This window comes from Mycobacterium scrofulaceum (assembly GCF_002086735.1).
GTDB classification, from domain to species: domain Bacteria; phylum Actinomycetota; class Actinomycetes; order Mycobacteriales; family Mycobacteriaceae; genus Mycobacterium; species Mycobacterium scrofulaceum.
This window is the reverse complement of sequence record NZ_MVIJ01000058.1, coordinates 1-21183: the sequence shown is the minus strand read 5'-3', so window position 1 is coordinate 21183 and position 21183 is coordinate 1. Positions and strand designations below refer to the sequence as shown.

The following is a 21183-nucleotide window of genomic DNA, read 5'->3' as shown; positions in this document are numbered from 1 at the left end:
GTGGTCTCGCTGGGCGATCGCCTGGACTTCGTGGTGGGGGCCAAGGCCGCCGAACAGCTCGACGAGGAACTGGGCATCCGCACCGTCGACGACCTGTTGCGCCACTATCCGCGCACCTACACCGAGGGCGCCACCCGGTGGGACTCCGACGATCGACGTCCGCCGGCCGGCGAGCACATCACGATCGTCGACACGATCACCGAAACCAAGACGTGGCCGATGAAGAAGACCCCGAAAAAAATGTGCCACCGCATAACCCTCGGTGCCGGGCGCAGCAAGGTGACCGCGACATTTTTCAACGCCAACTACCTGAAGAAGGATCTGACCGAGGGCACCAAGGTCATGCTGTCGGGGGAGGTCGGCTTCTTCAAGAACGTCATGCAGCTGACGCACCCGGCGTTCCTCATCCTCGACTCCCCGGACGGCAAGAATCGCGGCACGAGCTCGCTGAAGAACATCGCGATCGCCTCGCAGGCCACCACCGGCGAACTGCAGATGTCGGCGTTCGAGCGCGCCTTCTTCCCGATCTACCCCGCCACCACGAAGCTGCAGAGCTGGGACATCTTCCGGTGCGTGCGCCAGGTGCTCGACGTCCTCGACCCGGTGCAGGACCCCTTACCCGCCGAGCTGCGCGGCCGGCACGACCTGGTGTCCGAGGACCGGGCGCTGCGTGACATCCATCTGGCGGAAGACGAGTCGGCCCGGCGGCGGGCGCGCGAGCGCCTGACCTTCGACGAGGCCGTCGGGCTGCAGTGGGCGCTGGTCGCCCGCCGGCACAGCGAGCTCTCGGAATCGGGGCCCCCGGCGCCGCCGCACTCCGACGGTCTGTCCGCGCAATTGATGGCCCGGTTGCCGTTCGAGCTGACCGCCGGGCAACGCGAGGTGCTCGAGGTGTTCACCAAGGAGCTGTCGGCCACCCGGCCGATGAACCGCCTGCTGCAAGGCGAGGTCGGCTCGGGTAAGACCATTCTCGCGGTCTTGGCGATGCTGCAGCTGGTGGACGCCGGCTACCAGTGTGCGCTGCTGGCTCCTACGGAAGTCCTTGCCGCACAACATCTTCGATCCATCAACGACGTGCTCGGCCCGTTGGCGATGGCCGGTCAGCTCGGCGGTGCCGACACCGCGACCAGGGTCGCGCTGCTGACCGGTTCCATGACGGCGGCACAGAAGAAACAGGTCCGGGACGAGGTGGCGGGCGGTCAGGTCGGGATCGTCGTCGGCACCCACGCGCTGTTGCAGGACGCGGTGGAATTCCACAACCTGGGCATGGTGGTGGTCGACGAGCAGCACCGGTTCGGCGTCGAACAACGAGACCAGTTGCGCGCCAAGGCTCGTCCCGGCGTGACGCCGCACCTGCTGGTGATGACGGCGACGCCGATCCCGCGCACGGTCGCGCTCACCGTCTACGGTGACCTGGAAACCTCGACGCTGCGCGAACTTCCGCGCGGGCGCCAGCCGATCACCAGCAACGTCGTCTTCGTCAAGGACAAGCCCGCGTGGCTCGACCGGGCCTGGCGGCGCATCACCGAAGAGGTCGCCGCGGGCCGCCAGGCCTACGTGGTGGCGCCCCGGATCGACGAGACCGACGAGCCGGAGAAAGAGGAGCCGAACGCCAAACCGTCGGAAACGGCCGAGGGGCTCTACGCGCGGCTGCGTGCGGGTGAGCTGGCGAACCTGCGGCTGGGGCTGATGCACGGGCGGTTGTCCGCCGAGCAGAAGGACGCCGCGATGGCGGCCTTCCGGGCGGGCGAGATCGACGTGCTCGTCTGCACCACCGTCATCGAGGTGGGGGTGGACGTCCCCAACGCCACGGTGATGCTGGTGATGGATGCCGACCGTTTCGGGATCAGCCAACTGCACCAGCTGCGGGGCCGCATCGGCCGCGGCCAACATCCCAGCCTGTGCCTGCTCGCGAGCTGGGTTTCGCCGGCCTCACCGGCGGGCCGGCGGCTGTCCGCCGTCGCCGCGACCTTGGACGGGTTCGCGCTCGCCGACCTCGACCTCAAGGAGCGCCGTGAGGGCGACGTGTTGGGCCGCAACCAGTCCGGTCGGGCCGTCAATCTGCGTTTGCTGTCGCTGGCCGACCACCGCGAGGTCATCGAGGCCGCGCGCGACTTCTGCGTCCGGACCTACGCCGACGATCCCGCCAATGCCGAAGTGGCTTTGCTGGCAGCGCCTTTCGTCAGCACGGACCGGATCGAATACCTGGACAAGTCGTGAATCGCAGGGTGCTGCTGTGGTTGTCCGCGGTCGCGGCGCTCGCGCTGCTGGTGGCTTACCAGACGGTCGGCTCCTCGGCGACCAGGCATGCCGACGAATATGCGGCCCGCGCCGACGTTCCGACGGTGCAGCCCGGCGCAGACGTGCTCGCGGGTGTTGCCGTGGTGCCGCTGCGGCTGCATCGCTACGACTACCGGCGCGCGGCCTTCGGCGACGCCTGGACGGACGACAACGACGCCCCGCTGGGACACAACGGCTGCGACACCCGCGACGACATCCTCAACCGCGACCTCGTCGACAAGACCTATGTGTCGACCAAACGGTGTCCGGACGCGGTGGCAACCGGCACGCTGCACGATCCGTACACCAACAAGACCATCGCCTTCCAGCGCGGCGCCAAGGTCGGCGAGGCGGTCCAGATCGACCACATCGTCCCCCTCGCCTATGCCTGGGACATGGGCGCCTACGCCTGGCCGGCCGACGAACGGCTGCGGTTCGCCAACGATCCGGCCAACCTGCTGGCCGTCGACGGACAGGCCAATCAGGACAAGGGCGACGCGCCGCCCGCGCACTGGATGCCGCCCAACGCCGCGTTCGCCTGCCAGTACGCCATGCAGTTCATCGCCGTGCTGCGCGGATATACGTTGCCGGTGGACCAGCCGTCGACCGGTGTGCTGCGTCAGGCGGCCGGCACCTGCCCGGCGGGCTGACTGGGCGCTCAGACGCCGTCGAAGGTGTTGGGATCCGGGCGCAGCCGGGTGCCGTCGTTGAGTCCGTTGATCGTTTCCATGTGCTCGGCCGCCAGCTCGAAGTCGAACACGTCGAGGTTCCCGGAGATGTGCTCGGGGTTGGCGGACCGGAAGACGACCGCGTTGCCCAGCTGGAGGTTCCACCGGAGCAGCACCTGCGCCGGTGTCTTGCCGTATTCGCCGGCAACCGAGGTCACGGTCGGGTTGTCCATCAGCTTGCCGAGCGCCAGCGGTGTGTAGGCCTGGGTGACGACGTTGTGCTCCGCGTCGGTCTTGCGGACGTCGGCCTGGTTGAGCATCGGGTGCAGCTCGATCTGGTTGACCGCCGGGGTGACGAAGGTCAGGTCGATGATGTCCAGCACGTGCTGCTCGGTGAAGTTGGAGACGCCGATCGACCGCGCGAGCCCGTCCCCCCGGCACTGAATCAACCCGCCGAAGGAGTTCACGTATTCGCCTCGTGCCGGGACCGGCCAGTGAATGAGGTACAGGTCGAGGTAATCCAGCCCGAGCCGCTCCAGGCTCTCCTTGCAGGCCTCCATGGATCGCAGGAACCCGTGGTCGGTGGTGGCGAGTTTGGTGGTGACGAACAGCTCGGCGCGCGGAATCCCCGAGGCCGCGATGGCGCGGCCGACGGCGGCTTCGTTGCCGTAGGCCGAGGCGGTGTCGATCAGCCGGCAGCCCATCTCCAGCGCCGCGGAGACGGCGCGTTCGGTTTCGTCCTCCGACAAATCCGCGACGCCAAGGCCGAGCACCGGCATCGTGTTTTCGTCATTCAGAGCTATCGAGGGCACGGCCGCGCCCGACTCGCCAGCCAATGTCATTCACCTGCCTGTGAAATTGAAGGTTCGTGGACCGAACCGGTTGCCATCATCGAGCGAGGAGATCGACGCCGTCCCATCGGCGCTGAGTTCGAGGCGCTGAGTTCGAAATCGAACACGTCGAAGCTGCTCGCAATCCGTGAGGCGGGTACCGGCTTGGGGATCACGATATTACCGGGCTGGAAAATACCACCTCAGCAACACCGCGGCGGGGCGCGGTGATATTCGGCCCTGGTCGACATACCGCATTTTCGTCACCACGTAGAGTTGGTCACACCGCACGCCGGATCGGCGACCGCCCGGCCGGCAAGCGACGCGGCGGGGCGCCGACCGTGCCCGTTCGGGGGTTTTCCGGAGCCGCCGAGACGGAGGCGGAACGAGCGACCGACCGTCGCCCCGACGTCAGCACGGTTAATTCGAGGGAGTGGCCATGACCAAGAGCGTGCCCGCGCCGGACCTCCATCTCGGCGTGAAACGCACACCCATGCGCCTGGCCAGCCGCTTGCAGGGCGCGGTCTCCACGATCGGTGTCAAGGTCATTCCGTGGATCCCGACCCCCGCCAAACGGGCGCTGTTCGGCGGCCGCTCGGTGACGATCGACGGCAACACGCTGGACCCCACGCTTCAGCTCATGCTCTCCGGTCTGCGTGCCGTCGGCATCGACGGTCTGGTGGTCGACGACGACCCCGGCGCCTCCCGCGCCCAGATGCGCCAGCTCTCCCTGGAACTCCCGGGACCCCAGGTCCACGTCGACGTCGCCGACTTGTCGTTGCCCGGGCCGGCCGGTGAGATCGCCGCGCGGCATTACCGCCCGCCCAACGGCGCGTCCGCGCCCCTGCTGGTCTTCTACCACGGCGGCGGATGGTCGATCGGCGACCTGGACTCCTACGACGCGCTCTGCCGGCTGACCTGCCGCGACGCCGGCATCCACGTGTTGTCGATCGACTACCGGCTGGCCCCCGAGCATCGCGCGCCGGCCGCGGTCGAGGACGCCTACGCCGCCTTCCGGTGGGCCTACGACCACGCCGGGGAGCTCGGCGCCGCGCCCGGTCGGGTCGCGGTCGGCGGGGACAGTGCGGGCGGCAACCTGGCCGCCGTCGTCTGCCAACGGGCGCGCGACGAGGGCGCCCCCGCGCCCGTCCTGCAGTGGCTGATCTATCCGCGGACGGACTTCACCGCGCAGACCCGCTCCCTGGGTCTCTTCGCGCGTGGCTTCCTGCTGACCAAACGCGACATCGACTGGTTCGAGTCGCAGTACCTGCGGGGTTCGGGCGTCGACCGCGCGGATCCGCGGGTATCGCCGTTGCTGGCCGAGTCTCTGGCCGGGCTCGCGCCCGCCTTGATCGCGGTCGCCGGTTTCGACCCGTTGCGCGACGAGGGCGAGAACTACGCGGCGGCCCTGCAGGCCGCCGGGACGGCCGTCGACCTACGGTGCATGGGATCGCTGACGCACGGCTTCGCCAACCTCTTCCAGCTCGGGGGCGGCAGCGCGGCGGCCACCACCGAGCTGATCTCGGCCCTGCGCGCCCACTTGAGCCGGGTCTGACCTGTTGCGCCGCCGGCGCCGGTAATCTAGAGGCGCCCAAGAACGAATCACGTCCACCACCGGGCAAGCCGAGCACCCGAGTACCGAAGGATCACGCAGACTGTGGCCGACAAACCCAAACGCCCACCGCGCTTTGACATGAAGGCCGCCGACGGTAAATCGGGCCGCCTCGTGCAGATCGGCGGGACCGCCGTCGTCGTCATCTTCCTGGTCGCGCTGGTCTCCTACATCGTGGTGACCCACCACAAGAAGACCGCCGCCATCGGCGCCGGCGACACCGTGCGGGTGACGTCGAGCAAGCTGGTCACCCAGCCCGGGACCAGCAATCCCAAGGCCGTGGTCACGTTCTACGAGGACTTCCTCTGCCCGGCCTGCGGCAACTTCGAGCGCACGTTCGGTCCGACGGTGTCGAGGCTCATCGACGTCGGCGCCATCGCGGCCGACTACTCCATGGTGTCCATCCTCGACAACGCCAGGAACCAGAACTATTCGTCGCGGGCGGGAGCCGCGGCCCTGTGCGTGGCCGACGAATCCATCGACGCGTTCCGCCGGTTCCACACCGCGCTGTTCACCACCGATCTTCAGCCCAGCGAACGCGGCACCAGCTTCCCGGACAACGCCCGGCTGATCGAAGTCGCCCGCGAGGCCGGCGTCGTGGGCAAGGTGCCCGATTGCATCAACAGCGGCAAGTACATCGACAAGGTCAAGGGGGAGGCGGCGGCCGCGAAGATCAACGCCACCCCGACCATCAAGATCAACGGCGACGATTACGACCCGTCGACACCCGATGCGCTGGTCGCCAAGATCAAGAGCATCGTGGGCGACGTGCCGGGAATCGACGGCGCCGTCGCCCCCGCGGCCACGTGACCACGTCGGTGTCAGCCCAAACCGCCGACCTGACACCGGAATCGCGTCCCGAGACGCGCGTGCCGGCGCCCAGCGCGTGGTGGGTCCTGATCGCCGGCGTGATCGGCCTGGCTGCCTCCGCGACGCTCACCGTGGAGAAGATCGACCTTCTGCTCAACCCGGCGTACGTGCCGTCGTGCAACTTCAACCCGATCCTATCGTGTGGCTCGGTGATGGTTACGCCGCAAGCGTCGCTGCTGGGATTCCCCAATCCGCTTCTCGGCCTGGTGGCCTTCACGGTGGTGGTGGTCACGGGCTTGCTGACGGTGACCAAAGTGGCGTTGCCGCAGTGGTATTGGATCGGGTTGACGGCGGGGCTCCTGATCGGTGCGGGGTTCGTGCACTGGCTGATCTACGCAAGCCTGTACAGCATCGGCGCGCTGTGCCCGTACTGCATGGTGGTGTGGGCGGCGACCATCACCCTGCTCGTCGTCGTCGCGTCGATCGCCTGCCGTCCGGCGCTGCAGCGGCGGGGGCGCGGCGTGGCCCGGGCGCTGTACCAGTGGCGGTGGTCTATCACCGCGCTGTGGTTCACCGCGGTGTTCCTGATGATCATGGCGCGGTTCTGGGACTATTGGTCCACACTGCTCTAAGTGACCGCCAGTGACCCGGATCATCGGCGGCGTGGCCGGCGGCCGGCGCATCGCCGTCCCGCCGCGAGGGACGAGGCCTACCACCGATCGCGTGCGTGAGTCCCTCTTCAACATCCTGACCGCCCGGCGTGATCTGACCGGCGTCGCGGTGCTCGATCTCTACGCCGGTTCGGGCGCACTGGGATTGGAGGCGCTGTCGCGTGGGGCCGACTCGGCGCTGTTCGTCGAATCGGATCCGCGCAGCGCGTCGGTCATCGCCCGCAACGCCGACGCCCTCGGCCTTGCCGGTGCGGCCGCGGTGCGGCGCGGCGCGGTTGCCAACGTCCTGGCGGCCGGGGCCACCACACCGGTCGACCTCGTTCTGGCCGACCCGCCCTACGACGTGGCGGTCGCCGAGGTGGAAGCCGTGCTGGCGGCGTTGGTCACGCACGGCTGGGTGCGCGCGGGAACCGTGGCGGTGGTGGAACGCGCGGCGAACGGTGCGCCGCTGACCTGGCCGGCCGGCTGGTCCGCGTGGCCGCCACGCGGCTACGGCGACACCCGTCTGGAGATGGCCGAACGGCTGTGAGGCGGGCGTGTACCGTCTTTCGACATGAGCGCCGCTCTCCCCCGCAAGCGGGTGGGGGTCCCTCCCACTCGTGGGGGCGTACCCCCATCTCATCGCTACGTCCCCCGCGAGCGGGCGGTGCCCCCACTGCATCCTCGGCGGCGCGCGACATGAGTGGCGCGGTCTGCCCGGGGTCGTTCGATCCAGTGACGTTAGGCCACATCGACGTCTTCGAACGGGCGTCGGCCCAGTTCGACGAGGTGGTGGTGGCGATCCTGACCAATCCCGCGAAGAAGGGCATGTTCGACCTCGACGAGCGGATCGCGATGATCAACGAGTCGACGACCCATCTGCCCAACCTGCGGGTGCAGGCCGGTCAAGGCCTGGTGGTCGACTTCGTCAAGTCGCAGGGAATGACCGCCATCGTGAAGGGCCTGCGCACCGGCACCGATTTCGAATACGAGCTGCAGATGGCGCAGATGAACAAGCACATCGCCGGTGTCGACACGTTTTTCGTCGCGACGACACCTCGGTATTCGTTCGTGTCGTCGTCCCTGGCCAAAGAGGTCGCGCTGTTCGGCGGTGACGTCTCGGAGCTACTGCCCGAACCGGTCAACCGCCGCTTGCGCGAGAAGGTCGCCCGTTCCTGACCCTGGTCGTTTCGTCGTTCGGCCACGCCCTCAACTCAGGTCTTCGACCAGGATGTCGTTGACCGTCTTCAGGTCGTCAATTGCCTGCTGTGTGAACGAGTCCGCCTGATCCAGATCGGCCGGGGTGCTGTTGGGCCCAAGCGACATGCAGATGTGCGTCGCGGTGTGAAAGTCACGAATTTCGGATTGCAGGGCGGCGGTCAGGGCCGGGTCCGGCGTGGGCAGGTGGGCCTGGAGGCCGATGGTTTGTTCGTCGTGGACTGCCGAGCATGCCGACCGGAGGGCGTTGATGTCGTTGGCTTTGATCGCGTCGACCACCGCCTGCATGGCCTTGGTCGTATTGGTGAAGTGCTCTTGGGCCTGTGAATACCACTCGGCGACACCGGGGTACGCGGCGTTGGCCGTCCCGGTCGCAGCCGTCCCGGCGGCGGCGAGGGCCACCGCGGCGACGATCACACCACCCACCTGCCGGTGAACGTGCTTGAACATGTCTGACCTGCCTTCTGTGGAGCCGTGTATCCCAAGGCTCCGCGCCGGGCGACATGTTCGATAGGGCCGTTCGGTCCCGCCGCGTGGGCCAAAGGGCACGCGAGGCAGCCGACCCGCTGACGAGTCGCGGCGCTAGTGGCACTCGTGTTCGTGTCCGCCGTCGGGAGACCCGCCCATCATCCGCAGCATCGGCATGCCGCCGGAGGTGACGAAGCGGATGACCAGCACGGCGGCGACAGCCAGGAAGGCGATGTTGAGCCAAGTGGTGTAGTTCCAGGAGATCGACGCCTCCATCACGGTGGCGTTGCGTTGCTGTGGGATGAGACGTGTTGCGCCGAAGATCAATTCGACCAGATAGCCCGCAGCGACCATGGCGGCGTAGAACGTGCCCAGCAGCGTCAGCATCATCCGCGTGCCGTAGTACTTGCGGTAGATGTTGAGGATCGGCAGGATCAGCAGGTCGGCGTAGATGAACGCGATGACACCGCCGAAGCTGATGCCACCGTTCCACAGCACCGCGGCCAGCGGAACATTGCCGACCGAGCAGACGAAGGACACGATCGCCACGAAGGGCCCGACGATCGGGCCCCACAGCGTCGACAGGCCCGGGTCGTCCGCCAAAAAGAATGTCTTCCAGAACTTTCCGGGCACCCACGCGGCGATCGCCCCCGCGATCAACAAGCCGATCGCGAGGTCACGCAGGATCGCCATCCACTCCATGACGAAGACATGGGCGACGGACGTGAAGCCCTCCCCGGAAAAGAGACGCTGCCAGAAGGAGCCCTGCTTCTTGATGGACATGTCCATGGCCGCATGGCCCTCCATCGAGCCGGCGACTCCGCGGTCGGCCTGCTCGCGGGCGGCGTCGATGAGCCGCGACCGCACGAACAACCGGAACAGCACGGCGAGGACCACGATCATCAGTGGGCCGCCCACGAACTCCGCGGCGGTGAATTGCCAGCCCATCAGCAGGGCCAGGATGATGCCCAGCTCCACCACCAGGTTGGTGGAGCCGATCTCGAACGCCATGGCGGCGGTGAAGTTCGCACCCTTGCGGAACAGCGACCGGGCCAGCGCCACCGCGGCGTACGAGCAGGACGAGGATGCGGCGCCGAGCCCCGCAGCCAGCGCCAGGGTCCGCGGCCGGTCGTCGCCCAGCAGCGCCGTTACGGTCGAGCGGCGCACCACCGCCTGCACGACCGCCGACAGGGCGAATCCGAGGATGAGCGCCCACAGGATCTCCCACGTCATCGATCCCGCCACCGCCAAGGCGTGTCCGACCGCTGCGAGCACGAGCGCTTGATCCTCCCCGTCGGTTGCTCCGATGTCCCCAGAGGTCCCCAACCTATACCCCTGAGGGGTATAGGTCAAGCGCTGCGCGGCGGTCTGGCCAGGGCCTGGAGTCGCCGCGATCCCTAGAATGGCCGCAAAGGTGCAGCCAACCGTGGCGGCGCGGACGGGCGTTTCGATGGATTTCACTGGCGACGGCGAGGTCGCGGGCGCAGTTCCGGGGCGTTTCGCGTCGTTGTGGCGGTCAAATGTCCGACACACCGGCCTCGCCACCGCTGTCACAGAGACAACACCAGGCACACTGGTAACAACACGTTGGCAGACGCCAGGAGGATATGGCCGTGTACAGAGTCTTTGAAGCGCTCGACGAACTGAGCGCCATCGTTGAAGAAGCACGCGGCGTTCCGATGACGGCCGGCTGCGTGGTGCCCCGCGGTGACGTGCTGGAACTGATCGACGACATCAAGGATGCGATCCCCGGCGAGCTGGACGACGCCCAGGACGTGCTCGACGCGCGCGACTCGATGCTGCAGGACGCCAAGTCGCACGCCGAATCCATGGTGTCCTCGGCGACCACCGAATCGGAGTCGATGCTCAACCACGCCCGTGCGGAGGCCGACCGGCTGCTGTCGGACGCCAAAGCCCAGGCCGACCGCATGGTGAGCGAGGCGCGCCAGCACAGCGAGCGGATGGTCGGCGAGGCCCGCGAGGAGTCCATGCGCATCGCCACCGCGGCGAAACGCGAGTACGAGGCCAGCGTCGGCCGCGCCCAGGCCGAGGCCGACAGGCTGCTCGAGAACGGCAACATCTCCTACGAGAAGGCCGTGCAAGAGGGCATCAAGGAGCAGCAACGCCTGGTGTCGCAGAACAGCGTGGTGGAGGCGGCCCACGCCGAGGCCACCCGCCTGATCGACTCGGCGCACGCCGAGGCCGACCGGCTGCGCGGGGAGTGCGACATCTACGTCGACAACAAGCTGGCCGAGTTCGAGGAATTCCTCAACGGCACGCTGCGCTCGGTCGGCCGCGGTCGTCACCAACTCCGGACGGCGGCCGGCACGCACGACTACGCGGTGCGCTAGCTAGCCCCTCCACCGCGCGGGCGCGCCCTGGAATTATGCGGCGAGCGCCGTAGGATTTCTCCTATGACGCGGCAGCACAGCACCACCTCGCAGCGCCGTCTGAGCTCCCCGATGACGATCGACATCACCCGGCTCGGGCGGCGCCCCGGGGCGATGGTGACCCTGCGGAAGACGGTGCCCAGCCCGGCGCGCATCGGCCTGGACATGATCGCCATCGAGGCGGGCGCTCCCCTGGAACTGGACCTACAAGTCCAATCGGTCTCCGAAGGCGTACTGGTGACGGGGACGGTGGACGCGCCCACCGTCGGCGAATGCTCGCGTTGCCTCACTCCGGTCGACGGCCGGGTGCAGGTCCGGTTGACCGAACTGTTCGCCTACCCCGACAGCACGACGGAGGCGACCACCGAGGAGGACGAGGTCGGGCACATCGTCGACGACACCGTCGACCTCGAGCAGTCGATTATCGACGCCGTCGGACTCGAGCTGCCGTTCTCGCCCGTCTGCACCCCAGACTGCCCCGGACTGTGCCCCGAATGCGGCGTGTCCCTCGCGGCCGAGCCCGGCCATCATCACGACCGCGTCGACCCGCGGTGGGCCAAGCTGGCCGGCATGTTTCCCGAGCCGGACGCGCCGCGGGGCGACCGATGACGTCGCGGCAGGATCTGCTCGACGCGCTCGGGGTCGAGCTGCCCGACGAACTGCTCTCGCTGGCGCTGACACATCGCAGCTACGCCTACGAGCACGGCGGCCTGCCCACCAATGAACGCCTGGAATTCCTCGGCGACGCCGTGCTGGGCCTGACCATTACCGACGAGCTCTACCACCGGCATCCCGACCGCTCCGAGGGGGACCTCGCCAAGCTGCGGGCCAGCGTCGTCAACACCCAGGCGCTGGCCGACGTCGCGCGCAAGCTGTCCGCCGACGGCCTGGGCGTTCACCTGTTTCTCGGGCGCGGAGAAGCCAACACCGGCGGCGCCGACAAGTCGAGCATCCTGGCCGACGGGATGGAGTCGCTGTTGGGCGCCATCTACTTGCAGCACGGCATCGATGCGGCCCGGGAGGTGATCCTGCGGCTGTTCGGCGGGCTGCTGGACGCCGCGCCGACGCTGGGGGCCGGGCTGGACTGGAAGACCAGCCTGCAGGAGCTGACGGCGGCGCGGGGGATGGGCGCGCCGTCGTACGTGGTCACCTCCACCGGCCCTGACCACGACAAGGAATTCACCGCCGTCGTCGTGGTGATGGACACCGAGTACGGATCCGGCGTGGGGCGCTCCAAGAAGGAAGCCGAGCAGAAGGCCGCCGCGGCGACCTGGAAAGCCCTCGAAGTGCTGGACACCGCGGGGAAAACGTCCGTCTAGGTGTAGGTCCGTTGGCGATGACCCGCCGCGCCCGGCTTCGCCGCGCTTGCGATCATCGCCGGTTGGTGGCGATGACCCGCCGCGCCCGGCTTCGCCGCGCTTGCGATCATCGCCGGTTGGTGGCGATGACCCGCCGCGCCCGGCTTCGCCGCGCTTGCGATCATCGCTAGATGCCCGAATTGCCCGAAGTCGAGGTGGTCCGCCGCGGCTTGCAGGCCCGTGTCGTGGGCAAGACGATCACCGCGGTGCGGGTGCACCATCCGCGCGCGGTGCGCCGTCACGAGGCGGGGCCCGCCGACCTCACCGCCCGGCTGCTGGACGCCCGGATCACCGGCACCGATCGGCGCGGCAAGTACCTGTGGCTGCTGCTGGACGCCGACACCGCGCTCGTCGTGCACCTCGGCATGAGCGGGCAGATGCTGCTGGGGGCAGTGCCGCGCGCCGACCACGTGCGGATCTCGGCGCTGCTCGACGACGGGACCGTGCTGAGCTTCGCCGACCAACGCACCTTCGGTGGCTGGATGCTCGCCGACCTCGTCGAGGTCGATGGCAGCGTGGTGCCGGCCCCCGTCGCGCACCTGGCGCGCGACCCCCTGGACCCGCGTTTCGACCGCGACGCCGTAGTTGATGTGTTGCGACGCAAGCATTCCGAGATCAAGCGCCAGCTACTCGATCAAACCGTGGTTTCGGGCATCGGCAACATCTACGCCGACGAGGCGCTGTGGCGGGCCAAGGTGAACGGCGCCCGGATCGCCGCGACGCTGAGCCGGCGCCAGCTTGGGGCGGTCCTCGACGCCGCCGCCGACGTGATGCGCGACGCGCTGGCGCAGGGCGGGACGTCGTTCGACTCGTTGTATGTCAACGTCAACGGCCAATCCGGGTACTTCGACCGGTCGCTGGACGCCTACGGGCGCGAGGGGCAGAACTGCCGGCGCTGCGGTGCGGTGATGCGCCGGGAGAAGTTCATGAACCGGTCGTCGTTCTACTGCCCGAAGTGCCAGCCCCGACCGCGGCGTTGAGTGAGCGCCCGGGTCTCCCACTTGACGGCGCCGATCGCGCCGTCGCGGAGGAAAGGTGAGGTTATCCTCACCTCGCGTCGTTATCCTGGGTGGCATGGTGGACCTGTGGCGTCGAGGCGGCTAGTGCGGAAGTCAGTTGGTGTGCCGGGTTCGCCGACCGTGCTCGCTCAGCTCGCGCCGGGCGAGCGGGCGACCATCGTAGGCGTGGCGGCGGCGGCGGCCCCCGCGGTGGCGGGCCGACTGCGGCAACTGGGGTTCCGCCCGGCATCCGCCGTCGAAGTGATCCGGCGTGCCCCGATGGGCGACCCGACCATCTACCGGGTGCAGGACACCGAACTGTGCCTGCGGCGGCGCGAGGCGCGGCTGATCGAGGTCGACCCGGGGAGCGACGCATGACGTCGTGTCACGAGGAAGGCGGCGCCGCGGTCGCCGTCGCGGGCGTGGCACGCGTCGCCCTGGTCGGCAGCCCGAACGCGGGCAAGACGTCCGTGTTCAACCACTTGACCGGCCTGCGCGCGAAGACGGGCAACTACCCGGGCGTCACCGTCGGGCGCAGGGTGGGCCTCACGCGAATGGACGGCGTCGAAATCGCCGTGGAGGATCTCCCGGGCACCTACAGCCTCGAGCCCATCAGCCCGGACGAGAAAGTGGTGTCCGACCTGCTGGTCGGCAACGTCGACGGCGCCGAGCCGCCCGATGCGATCGTCCTGGTGGCCGACGCGACCACGCTGCACCGTTCGATCACGCTCGTCGCCCAGGTGTTGCGGCTCGACGTCCCGTGCCTGCTGGCCCTGACCATGACCGACGAATTGATCGCCCGCGGCGGCGGCATCGCCGTCGACGGCCTGTCGACGGCGCTGGGCATTCCGGTGATCCCGGTAATCGCGCACCGCGGCGGCGGGATCGATGCCCTGCGGGCCCAGCTGGCGTCCTTCGACCGGTGGCAACGCCCCCCGATCCTGCCGCCGGGCGAGGACGACGCCATGGAGGCCTGGGGCAGATCCGTGCTGAAGGCAGCCAAATACGTTGCGCCGCAACCAGACCGGCGCACGCGAGGCATCGACGCCATCGTGCTGCATCCCCTCTGGGGCAGCGTCATCTTCTTCGCGGTCATGTTCTGCTTCTTCCAGGTCGTCTTCACCGTCGCCGCGCCACTGCAAGACCGGGTGAGCCAGGGGCTCGGCTGGCTCGGTGTGCTGATCAGCGACCATGTCGGCAACTACGTGGTGCGCGGCCTGCTCGGCCAGGGAATCATCGGCGGCGTCGGGACGGTGCTCCAGTTCATCCCGCAGATCGTGTTGCTGTTCCTGTTGATCGCGCTGCTGGAGAACGTCGGCTACATGGCGCGGGCCGCGTTCCTGATGGACCGGGTGATGGCCGCGACGGGGCTGGAGGGCCGCGCCTTCGTCGCGATGCTGTCCTCGTTCGCCTGCGCCATCCCCGGGATCATGGCCACCCGGACCCTGCCGTCCTCGCGGGACCGGATCGCCACCATCATCACGGCACCGTTGATGACCTGCTCGGCCCGGCTTCCGGTGTTCACGCTGCTGGTGGGGCTGCTGGTGTCGCCGCAGACGCAGTGGTGGGGGTTCAGCGCGCAGGGCGCGGCGATGTTCCTCCTGTATCTGTGCGGCGGCACCTCCGCGCTGATCGCCGCGTCGCTGTTCAAGTCGACGATCCTGCGCAGCGACCTGCTGCCGTTCACGATGGAGCTGCCCCCGTACCGCTTCCCGTCGGCCAAGAACGTGCTCATCACCATGTGGGACTCGGCCAAGGTGTTTCTGCGCAAGGCCGGCACCATCATCCTGGGCACGTCCGTGGTGCTGTGGGTGCTGCTCAATCTCCCCGCGCGGCAGGCCGAAACCGCGCACATGTCGGCGACGGAGACCACCGCATACGTGATGGACCACAGCTACGCCGCCGACGTCGGGAAGGCGATCGGGCCGGTGTTCAAGCCGTTGGGCTTCGACTGGCACATCAACGTCGCCCTGCTCGGTTCGTTCTCGGCGCGTGAGGTTTTCGTGTCCACCCTCGGGCAGGTGTCGGCGGCGACCAGCCCCGAGAATCCCCACGAAGCGCTGGTCGGCATGACCGACGACGACGGACACAAGGTGTTCACCTCGTCGACCGTCATCGCCTTGATGGTGTACTTCATCTTCGCGCTGCAATGCATGTCCACCGTCGCGGTGATGCGCCGCGAAACCAACTCGTGGCGATGGCCCGCGTTCGCGTGGTGCTACATGTTCGTCCTGGCGTGGACGATGGCGTTCGTCGCCCGCTCGATCGCGGTCGGGGTGGGCGCATGATCCCGATTCACGCGACCGCCACCACGAATCCGCGTCAGTTGCGCTGGGTGGTGCCGCCCGACCGCCTGCCCCCGCGCGGCGTCGTCCGGCGGGCCCCCGGCAGGCTGGGCGCCTTGCTGGACGGCGGGACTATCGCCGAGATTCTGGTGGGCACCGGGGAGATGCTGATCACGATCGGCGGCGATGGCGGCTGGCGCGAGCTGGGGGACGTCGTACGGGCGGCGCTCGGCGAGGCGCTGCTGGAGCCGCAGGCCTGGACGGTCGACGAAGCAGCCGCGCCGGACCTGGAAAGCGTCGCAGCCGAACTTCTCGCGGGACCTGTTGGCGCGCTTGCCTCTTCGCACGGCGGGTCGATCGAGCTGGTCTCGGTGGCGGGCCATACCGTGACCGTGCGCATGATGGGCGCCTGCGACGGATGTCCGGCCGCGTCGTCCACGCTGCGCGACGTGTTCGAACGCGAACTGCGGCGGCGGTTCGACGACCGGGTCGTGGTGTCGTGCGAAACCGGTTCGCCCGCAATCTCGTTCGGCAGGAAGCTGCTGTCGTTGATCGTGCGCTGAGGGATCGTGGCGGCCCCGTCGTCGAGTGTGCGTCCACGGCGTTGAGTGTGCGCCTGGGGTGGCGACACGCCGGGTGGTCTCACCCAGAACGCACACTCGACGACGCGCGGGCCACGCGCCGCCCGGTAGAAATGAGCCATGACCGAACTGTGGGTGGAGCGCACGGGATCGCGCCGTTACACCGGACATAGCTCCCGCGGTGCGCAGGTGCTCGTCGGCTCAGAGGACGTCGACGGCGTTTTCACCCCCGGCGAGCTGCTGAAGATCGCGCTCGCCGCCTGCGCCGGGATGTCCAGCGACCAGCCGCTGGCCCGCCGGCTGGGGGATGACTACCGGTCGGTGGTCCGGGTGTCCGGGGCCGCCGACCGCGAACGCGAGGTCTACCCACGCCTGGAGGAAACGCTCGAGCTGGACCTGTCGGGGCTGTCCGCGCAGGAGAAGGAGCGGCTGCTGGTGGTGGTCGACCGGGCGATCGAATTGGTCTGCACCGTGGGGCGCACGCTGAAAGCCGGCACCGAGGTCGATTTCAAGGTCGCCGATGTCGGGGCCTGACGTACGGCTCACCGCTTGGGTGCACGGCACGGTCCAGGGCGTCGGCTTCCGCTGGTGGACGCGCTGCCGCGCGCTCGAGCTGGGCCTCACCGGTTACGCGGCCAATCAGGCCGACGGCCGCGTCCTGGTGGTCGCCCAGGGCCCGCGCGAGGCCGGCGAGAAGCTGCTGGCGCTGCTCGAGGGCGGCGAGGCGTGGCCGTCGAGGCCGGGCCGCGTCGACCGGGTCGTCGCGGACTGGTCGCAGCCGCAGGAACGCTTCGACGGCTTCGTCGAGCGCTGAGACCGCCCTGCTCGCCGTGACTGATGTGGCCATTGTGACCAGTGCGGCAAGCTGTGGACGCCGGCCGCATTTCGGCCCGGGCGACACCCCGCGGTGCGGGTGGCTCGGGCGATTCGAGCGGTAGTCTGGCTCGCCGTGTACCTCAAGAGTCTGACGCTGAAGGGCTTCAAGTCCTTCGCCTCGCCGACGACTCTGCGCTTCGAGCCGGGCATCACCGCGGTGGTGGGCCCGAACGGCTCGGGCAAGTCCAACGTCGTCGACGCCCTGGCCTGGGTGATGGGGGAGCAGGGGGCGAAGACCCTGCGCGGCGGCAAGATGGAAGACGTCATCTTCGCCGGCACCTCGTCGCGGGCCCCGTTGGGCCGCGCCGAGGTCACCGTCACCATCGACAACTCCGACAACGCGCTGCCGATTGAATACTCGGAGGTGTCGATCACCCGCCGCATGTTCCGCGACGGCGCCAGCGAGTACGAAATCAACGGCGCGAGTTGCCGGTTGATGGACGTGCAGGAGCTGCTGAGCGACTCCGGGATCGGCCGCGAGATGCACGTCATCGTGGGGCAGGGCAAGCTCGACGAGATCTTGCAGTCGCGGCCCGAAGACCGCCGCGCCTTCATCGAAGAGGCCGCCGGCGTGCTCAAGCACCGCAAGCGCAAGGAAAAGGCGCTCCGCAAACTCGACGCGATGTCGGCGAACCTGGCCCGCCTCACCGACCTGACCACCGAGCTGCGCCGCCAGCTCAAACCGCTGGGGCGCCAGGCCGAGGTGGCGCGCCGCGCCCAGACCATCCAGGCCGACCTGCGCGACGCGCGGTTGCGGCTGGCCGCCGACGACCTGGTCAGCCGGCAGACCCAGCGCGACGCCATCTTCGAGGCCGAGGCCGCCATCCGTCGCGAGCACGACGAGGCCGCCGCGCGCCTGGCGGTGGCATCCGAGGAACTCACCGCGCACGAGGCGGCGGTGGCCGACCTCTCCACGCGCGCCGAATCCGTCCAGCAGACCTGGTTCGGCCTGTCCGCGCTGGCCGAACGGGTGGCCGCGACGGTGCGCATCGCCAGCGAACGCGCGCAACATCTCGACGTGGAGCCGGCGCCACCCAGCGACACCGACCCGGACGCCCTGGAAGTTGAGGCCGAGCGGGTTGCGGTCGCCGAACAACAATTGCTGGCCGAACTGGCCGACGCGCGCACGCGGCTCGACGCCGCCCGCGCCGAACTGGGCGAGCGCGAGCGCGAGGCGGCCGAGGCCGACCGCGCCCACCTGGCGGCCGTGCGGGCCGAGGCGGACCGGCGCGAGGGCCTGGCGCGACTGGCCGGTCAGGTGGAGACCATGCGGGCGCGCGTCGAATCGATCGACGACAGCGTCGCGCGGCTCTCCGAACGCATCGAACAGGCCGCGGCCCGCGCGCAGCAGTCGAAGGCGGAATTCGAAACCGTGCAGGCCCGCGTCGGCGAGCTGGACCAGGGCGAGGTGGGCCTCGACGAGCACCACGAGCGGACGGTGGCCGCGTTGCGGCTGGCCGACGAGCGCGTCGCCGAACTGCAGTCCGCCGAGCGCGACGCCGAACGCCGGGTGGCCTCGCTGCGGGCCCGCATCGACGCGCTGTCGGTCGGGCTGGAGCGTAAGGATGGCGCCGCCTGGCTGACCGAAAACCACCCGGCGGCAGGGCTTTTCGGTCCGATCGCCAAGCTGGTCAAGGTCCGCTCCGGGTACGAGGCGGCGGTGGCCGCGGTGCTCGGTTCGGCGGCCGACGCGCTGGCCGCCGAGAGCTTCGGTGCGGCCCGGTCCGCGGTGGCCGCGCTCAAGCAGGCCGACGGCGGGCGCGCGGCGCTGGTGCTCGGCGACTGGCCCGCCGACCACCCGGCTTCGCGGGACGCCCTGCCCGGCACCGCCCTGTGGGCGCTGGACCTGGTCGACGCGCCCGAGCGGCTGCGGGGAGCGATCACGGCGATGCTCTCGGGCGTCGCGGTGGTCGACGACCTGGACCAGGCGCTCGAGCTGGTGGCGGCGCGGCCGCGGTTGCGCGCCGTCACCCTCGACGGCGACCTGGTGGGCGCCGGCTGGGTGAGCGGGGGCTCCGACCGCAAGCTGTCCACCCTGGAGCTGACCTCGGAGATCGACAAGGCCGGCAGCGAGCTCGCCGCCGCGGAGGCTCAGGTCGCGCAGCTGACCGCGGCGCTGTCCGGCGCGCTGACCGAGCAGACCGCGCGGCAGGACTCCGCCGAGCAGGCCCTGGCCGCGCTCAACGAGTCCGACACCGCGATCTCGGCGATGTACGAGCAGCTGGGCCGGCTCGGGCAGGAAGCCCGCACGACCCAAGAGGAGTGGACCCGGCTGCTGCGGCAGCGCGAGGAGCTCGAAGCGGGCCGCGCGCAAACCGTCGAAGAGGTCACTGAGCTGGAGAACCGGCTGCGCAACGCCCAAGAGACCCAGCACGTGCACGCAGAGGAGCCCAACCACGCGGAGGTCCGCCAGCGGATCGCCGCCGCCGCCGAAGCCGCCCGCGGCGCCGAGGTCGAGGCCCGGCTGGCGGTGCGCACCGCCGAGGAGCGCGCGAACGCGGTGCGCGGCCGCGCGGATTCCCTGCGCCGTGCCGCGGCCGCCGAACGGGAGGCACGCCTGCGGGCGCAGCAGGCGCGCGAGGCGCGGCTGCGCGCGGCCGCCGTCGCCGCGGCGGTGGCCGACGCCGGGCGGCTGCTGGCGCGGCGGCTGGACGGGGTGGTCGCGGCGGCGTCGAAGATCCGCGACGCGCTGACGGCCGAACGCCAGCAACGCGCGACGGCGATGGCGGCGGTGCGCGACGAGGTGAACGCGCTCAGCGCCCGGGTCGCCACCCTCACCGACTCGCTGCACCGCGACGAGGTGGCCAACGCGCAGGCGGCGATGCGCATCGAGCAGCTCGAGCAGATGGTGCTCGAGCAGTTCGGGATGGCGCCGTCGGACCTGATCGCCGAATACGGGCCGGACGTGGCGCTGCCGCCCACCGAGCTCGAGATGGCCGAGTTCGAGCAGGCGCGGGAGCGCGGCGAGCAGGTCGTCGCGCCCGCCCCGATGCCGTACGACCGGCCCACCCAGGAGCGGCGGGCCAAACGCGCCGAGCGGGAGCTCGCCGAGCTGGGCCGCGTCAACCCGCTGGCGCTCGAGGAGTTCGCCGCGCTGGAGGAGCGCTACAACTTCCTGTCCACCCAGCTCGAGGACGTCAAGGCGGCCCGCAAGGACCTGCTCGACGTCGTCGCCGACGTCGACGCCCGGATCCTGCAGGTGTTCAGCGACGCCTTCGTCGACGTGGAACGCGAATTCCGGGAGGTCTTCACCGTGCTGTTCCCGGGCGGCGAGGGCCGGCTGCGGCTGACCGATCCCGACGACATGCTCACCACCGGCATCGAGGTGGAGGCGCGCCCGCCCGGCAAGAAGATCACGCGCCTGTCGTTGCTGTCCGGTGGCGAGAAGGCGCTGACCGCGGTGGCGATGCTGGTGGCCATCTTCCGCGCCCGCCCGTCGCCGTTCTACATCATGGACGAGGTGGAGGCCGCGCTCGACGACACGAACCTGCGCCGCCTGATCAGCCTGTTCGAGCTGCTGCGGGCCCGCTCGCAGCTGATCATCATCACCCACCAGAAGCCGACGATGGAGGTCGCCGACGCGCTGTACGGCGTGACGATGCAGGGCGACGGCATCACCGCGGTCATCTCGCAGCGGATGCGCGGGCAGCAGGTGGAGCAGCTGGTCTCGAGCCCCTCCTAGGCGCCCGACAACGGCCGGGAATGCCTGAGGGTGAACTGACGGCGTTCAGCGTGCACTGACGGCGGCGTTTCGGCGATTTCTGCGCCCGGGAAGCACACTGGGCGCCCAGGACGCACACCCGATGCCCCCCGGGCGTCGGACCGCTTGAAACAATGTCAGCGTGTCGCAAGGTCTTTGGATCGCCATCGCGGTCGTCGCTGTCCTGGTTCTCGTCGCGGCGCTGGTCCTGGGCCTGGTGCGGTACCGCCGCCGGCGGATCAGCTTCACCGCCAAGCCGGAGCCCGGCGCGATCGACCGGTCGGGCGGCTACTCCGCGTCGTCCGGCATCACCTTCAGCCAGGGCGCGCCGGCCGACCGGCTCGACACCACCGGCCTGCCCGCGGTGGGCGACGACGCGACCATCCCGCGCGACGCGCCGAGGCGCACGATCTCCGAGGTCGAACTCCCCGAACCGGAAACTCTTGCCCCGCCCCCGGC

Annotated in this window: 20 protein-coding genes and 1 pseudogene; 18 read left to right on the top strand and 3 right to left on the bottom strand. The window is 69.5% G+C overall.

Features of this window, described 5'->3' with window-relative positions:
* Positions 1 to 2220 (top strand): ATP-dependent DNA helicase RecG, encoded by a 2220-nt coding sequence (gene recG / locus BST44_RS25070; protein WP_083179687.1) that lies wholly within the window; start codon positions 1 to 3, stop codon positions 2218 to 2220.
* Positions 2217 to 2930, top strand: coding sequence for an HNH endonuclease family protein (locus tag BST44_RS25065; protein ID WP_083179686.1), 714 nt, complete (start codon positions 2217 to 2219; stop codon positions 2928 to 2930). The genes recG and BST44_RS25065 overlap by 4 nt, the downstream gene beginning before the upstream one ends.
* Positions 2931 to 2938: 8 nt before the next feature.
* Here BST44_RS25065 and BST44_RS25060 read toward each other — a convergent pair whose 3' ends face one another.
* Entirely contained in the window at positions 2939 to 3784 is an 846-nt protein-coding gene (locus tag BST44_RS25060; protein WP_142274691.1) for an aldo/keto reductase, read from the bottom strand.
* 433 nt (positions 3785 to 4217) lie between these two features.
* On the opposite strand from BST44_RS25060, the gene BST44_RS25055 reads away from it, so the two are divergent.
* The 5 genes from BST44_RS25055 (at position 4218) to coaD (ending at position 8029) form a co-directional block, all read left to right on the top strand.
* Complete coding sequence (locus BST44_RS25055; RefSeq protein WP_083179684.1) at positions 4218 to 5333, top strand: alpha/beta hydrolase; 1116 nt, start codon at positions 4218 to 4220, stop codon at positions 5331 to 5333.
* Positions 5334 to 5435: 102 nt separating this feature from the next.
* Entirely contained in the window at positions 5436 to 6200 is a 765-nt protein-coding gene (locus BST44_RS25050; RefSeq protein WP_083179683.1) for a DsbA family protein, read from the top strand.
* Between the two features lie 8 nt (positions 6201 to 6208).
* Positions 6209 to 6832 (top strand): vitamin K epoxide reductase family protein, encoded by a 624-nt coding sequence (locus tag BST44_RS25045; RefSeq protein ID WP_439330754.1) that lies wholly within the window; start codon positions 6209 to 6211, stop codon positions 6830 to 6832.
* Positions 6833 to 6842: 10 nt separating this feature from the next.
* Positions 6843 to 7400: a 16S rRNA (guanine(966)-N(2))-methyltransferase RsmD gene (gene rsmD / locus BST44_RS25040; protein ID WP_083179681.1), complete on the top strand. Its 558-nt coding sequence runs from the start codon at positions 6843 to 6845 to the stop codon at positions 7398 to 7400.
* Between the two features lie 149 nt (positions 7401 to 7549).
* Positions 7550 to 8029 (top strand): pantetheine-phosphate adenylyltransferase, encoded by a 480-nt coding sequence (gene coaD, locus BST44_RS25035; RefSeq protein WP_083179680.1) that lies wholly within the window; start codon positions 7550 to 7552, stop codon positions 8027 to 8029.
* Between the two features lie 30 nt (positions 8030 to 8059).
* Here the strand turns inward: coaD and BST44_RS25030 are convergent, their stop codons facing one another.
* Positions 8060 to 8485: a hypothetical protein gene (locus BST44_RS25030; RefSeq protein ID WP_142274690.1), complete on the bottom strand. Its 426-nt coding sequence runs from the start codon at positions 8483 to 8485 to the stop codon at positions 8060 to 8062.
* A 165-nt stretch (positions 8486 to 8650) separates the two neighbouring features.
* The gene (locus BST44_RS25025) at positions 8651 to 9844 is read right to left on the bottom strand and encodes a permease (protein WP_083179695.1); all 1194 of its coding nucleotides are present in this window, start codon (positions 9842 to 9844) and stop codon (positions 8651 to 8653) included.
* A 305-nt stretch (positions 9845 to 10149) separates the two neighbouring features.
* Between BST44_RS25025 and sepIVA the strand changes: the two genes are divergently transcribed.
* The 11 genes and pseudogenes from sepIVA to BST44_RS24970 all read left to right on the top strand — a co-directional run.
* Positions 10150 to 10887 carry a cell division protein SepIVA gene (gene sepIVA, locus BST44_RS25020; protein ID WP_040623960.1) on the top strand — a complete coding sequence of 246 codons (738 nt, stop codon included), beginning with the start codon at positions 10150 to 10152 and terminating at the stop codon, positions 10885 to 10887.
* A 63-nt stretch (positions 10888 to 10950) separates the two neighbouring features.
* Positions 10951 to 11535 carry a YceD family protein gene (locus tag BST44_RS25015; RefSeq protein ID WP_208619882.1) on the top strand — a complete coding sequence of 195 codons (585 nt, stop codon included), beginning with the start codon at positions 10951 to 10953 and terminating at the stop codon, positions 11533 to 11535.
* Positions 11532 to 12245: a ribonuclease III gene (gene rnc / locus BST44_RS25010; protein ID WP_083179677.1), complete on the top strand. Its 714-nt coding sequence runs from the start codon at positions 11532 to 11534 to the stop codon at positions 12243 to 12245. The genes BST44_RS25015 and rnc overlap by 4 nt, the downstream gene beginning before the upstream one ends.
* Positions 12246 to 12415: 170 nt before the next feature.
* A complete protein-coding gene (mutM, locus tag BST44_RS25005) occupies positions 12416 to 13264 on the top strand; it encodes a DNA-formamidopyrimidine glycosylase (protein WP_083179676.1) in 849 nt (282 codons plus the stop codon).
* Between the two features lie 123 nt (positions 13265 to 13387).
* The gene (locus BST44_RS25000; RefSeq protein WP_244184939.1) at positions 13388 to 13660 is read left to right on the top strand and encodes a FeoA family protein; all 273 of its coding nucleotides are present in this window, start codon (positions 13388 to 13390) and stop codon (positions 13658 to 13660) included.
* Positions 13657 to 15570 carry a ferrous iron transporter B gene (gene feoB, locus BST44_RS24995; RefSeq protein ID WP_083179675.1) on the top strand — a complete coding sequence of 638 codons (1914 nt, stop codon included), beginning with the start codon at positions 13657 to 13659 and terminating at the stop codon, positions 15568 to 15570. Before BST44_RS25000 ends, feoB begins: the two co-directional genes overlap by 4 nt.
* A complete protein-coding gene (locus BST44_RS24990; RefSeq protein ID WP_244184938.1) occupies positions 15519 to 16130 on the top strand; it encodes a NifU family protein in 612 nt (203 codons plus the stop codon). Before feoB ends, BST44_RS24990 begins: the two co-directional genes overlap by 52 nt.
* Before the next feature lie 138 nt (positions 16131 to 16268).
* A complete protein-coding gene (locus BST44_RS24985; RefSeq protein ID WP_083179673.1) occupies positions 16269 to 16682 on the top strand; it encodes an OsmC family protein in 414 nt (137 codons plus the stop codon).
* Positions 16669 to 16962 (top strand): acylphosphatase, encoded by a 294-nt coding sequence (locus BST44_RS24980; RefSeq protein WP_083179672.1) that lies wholly within the window; start codon positions 16669 to 16671, stop codon positions 16960 to 16962. Before BST44_RS24985 ends, BST44_RS24980 begins: the two co-directional genes overlap by 14 nt.
* Positions 16963 to 17097: 135 nt before the next feature.
* Positions 17098 to 20706 (top strand): chromosome segregation protein SMC, encoded by a 3609-nt coding sequence (gene smc / locus BST44_RS24975; RefSeq protein ID WP_083179671.1) that lies wholly within the window; start codon positions 17098 to 17100, stop codon positions 20704 to 20706.
* Between the two features lie 160 nt (positions 20707 to 20866).
* Positions 20867 to 21183, top strand: a pseudogene (locus tag BST44_RS24970) (signal recognition particle-docking protein FtsY); the annotation flags it as partial.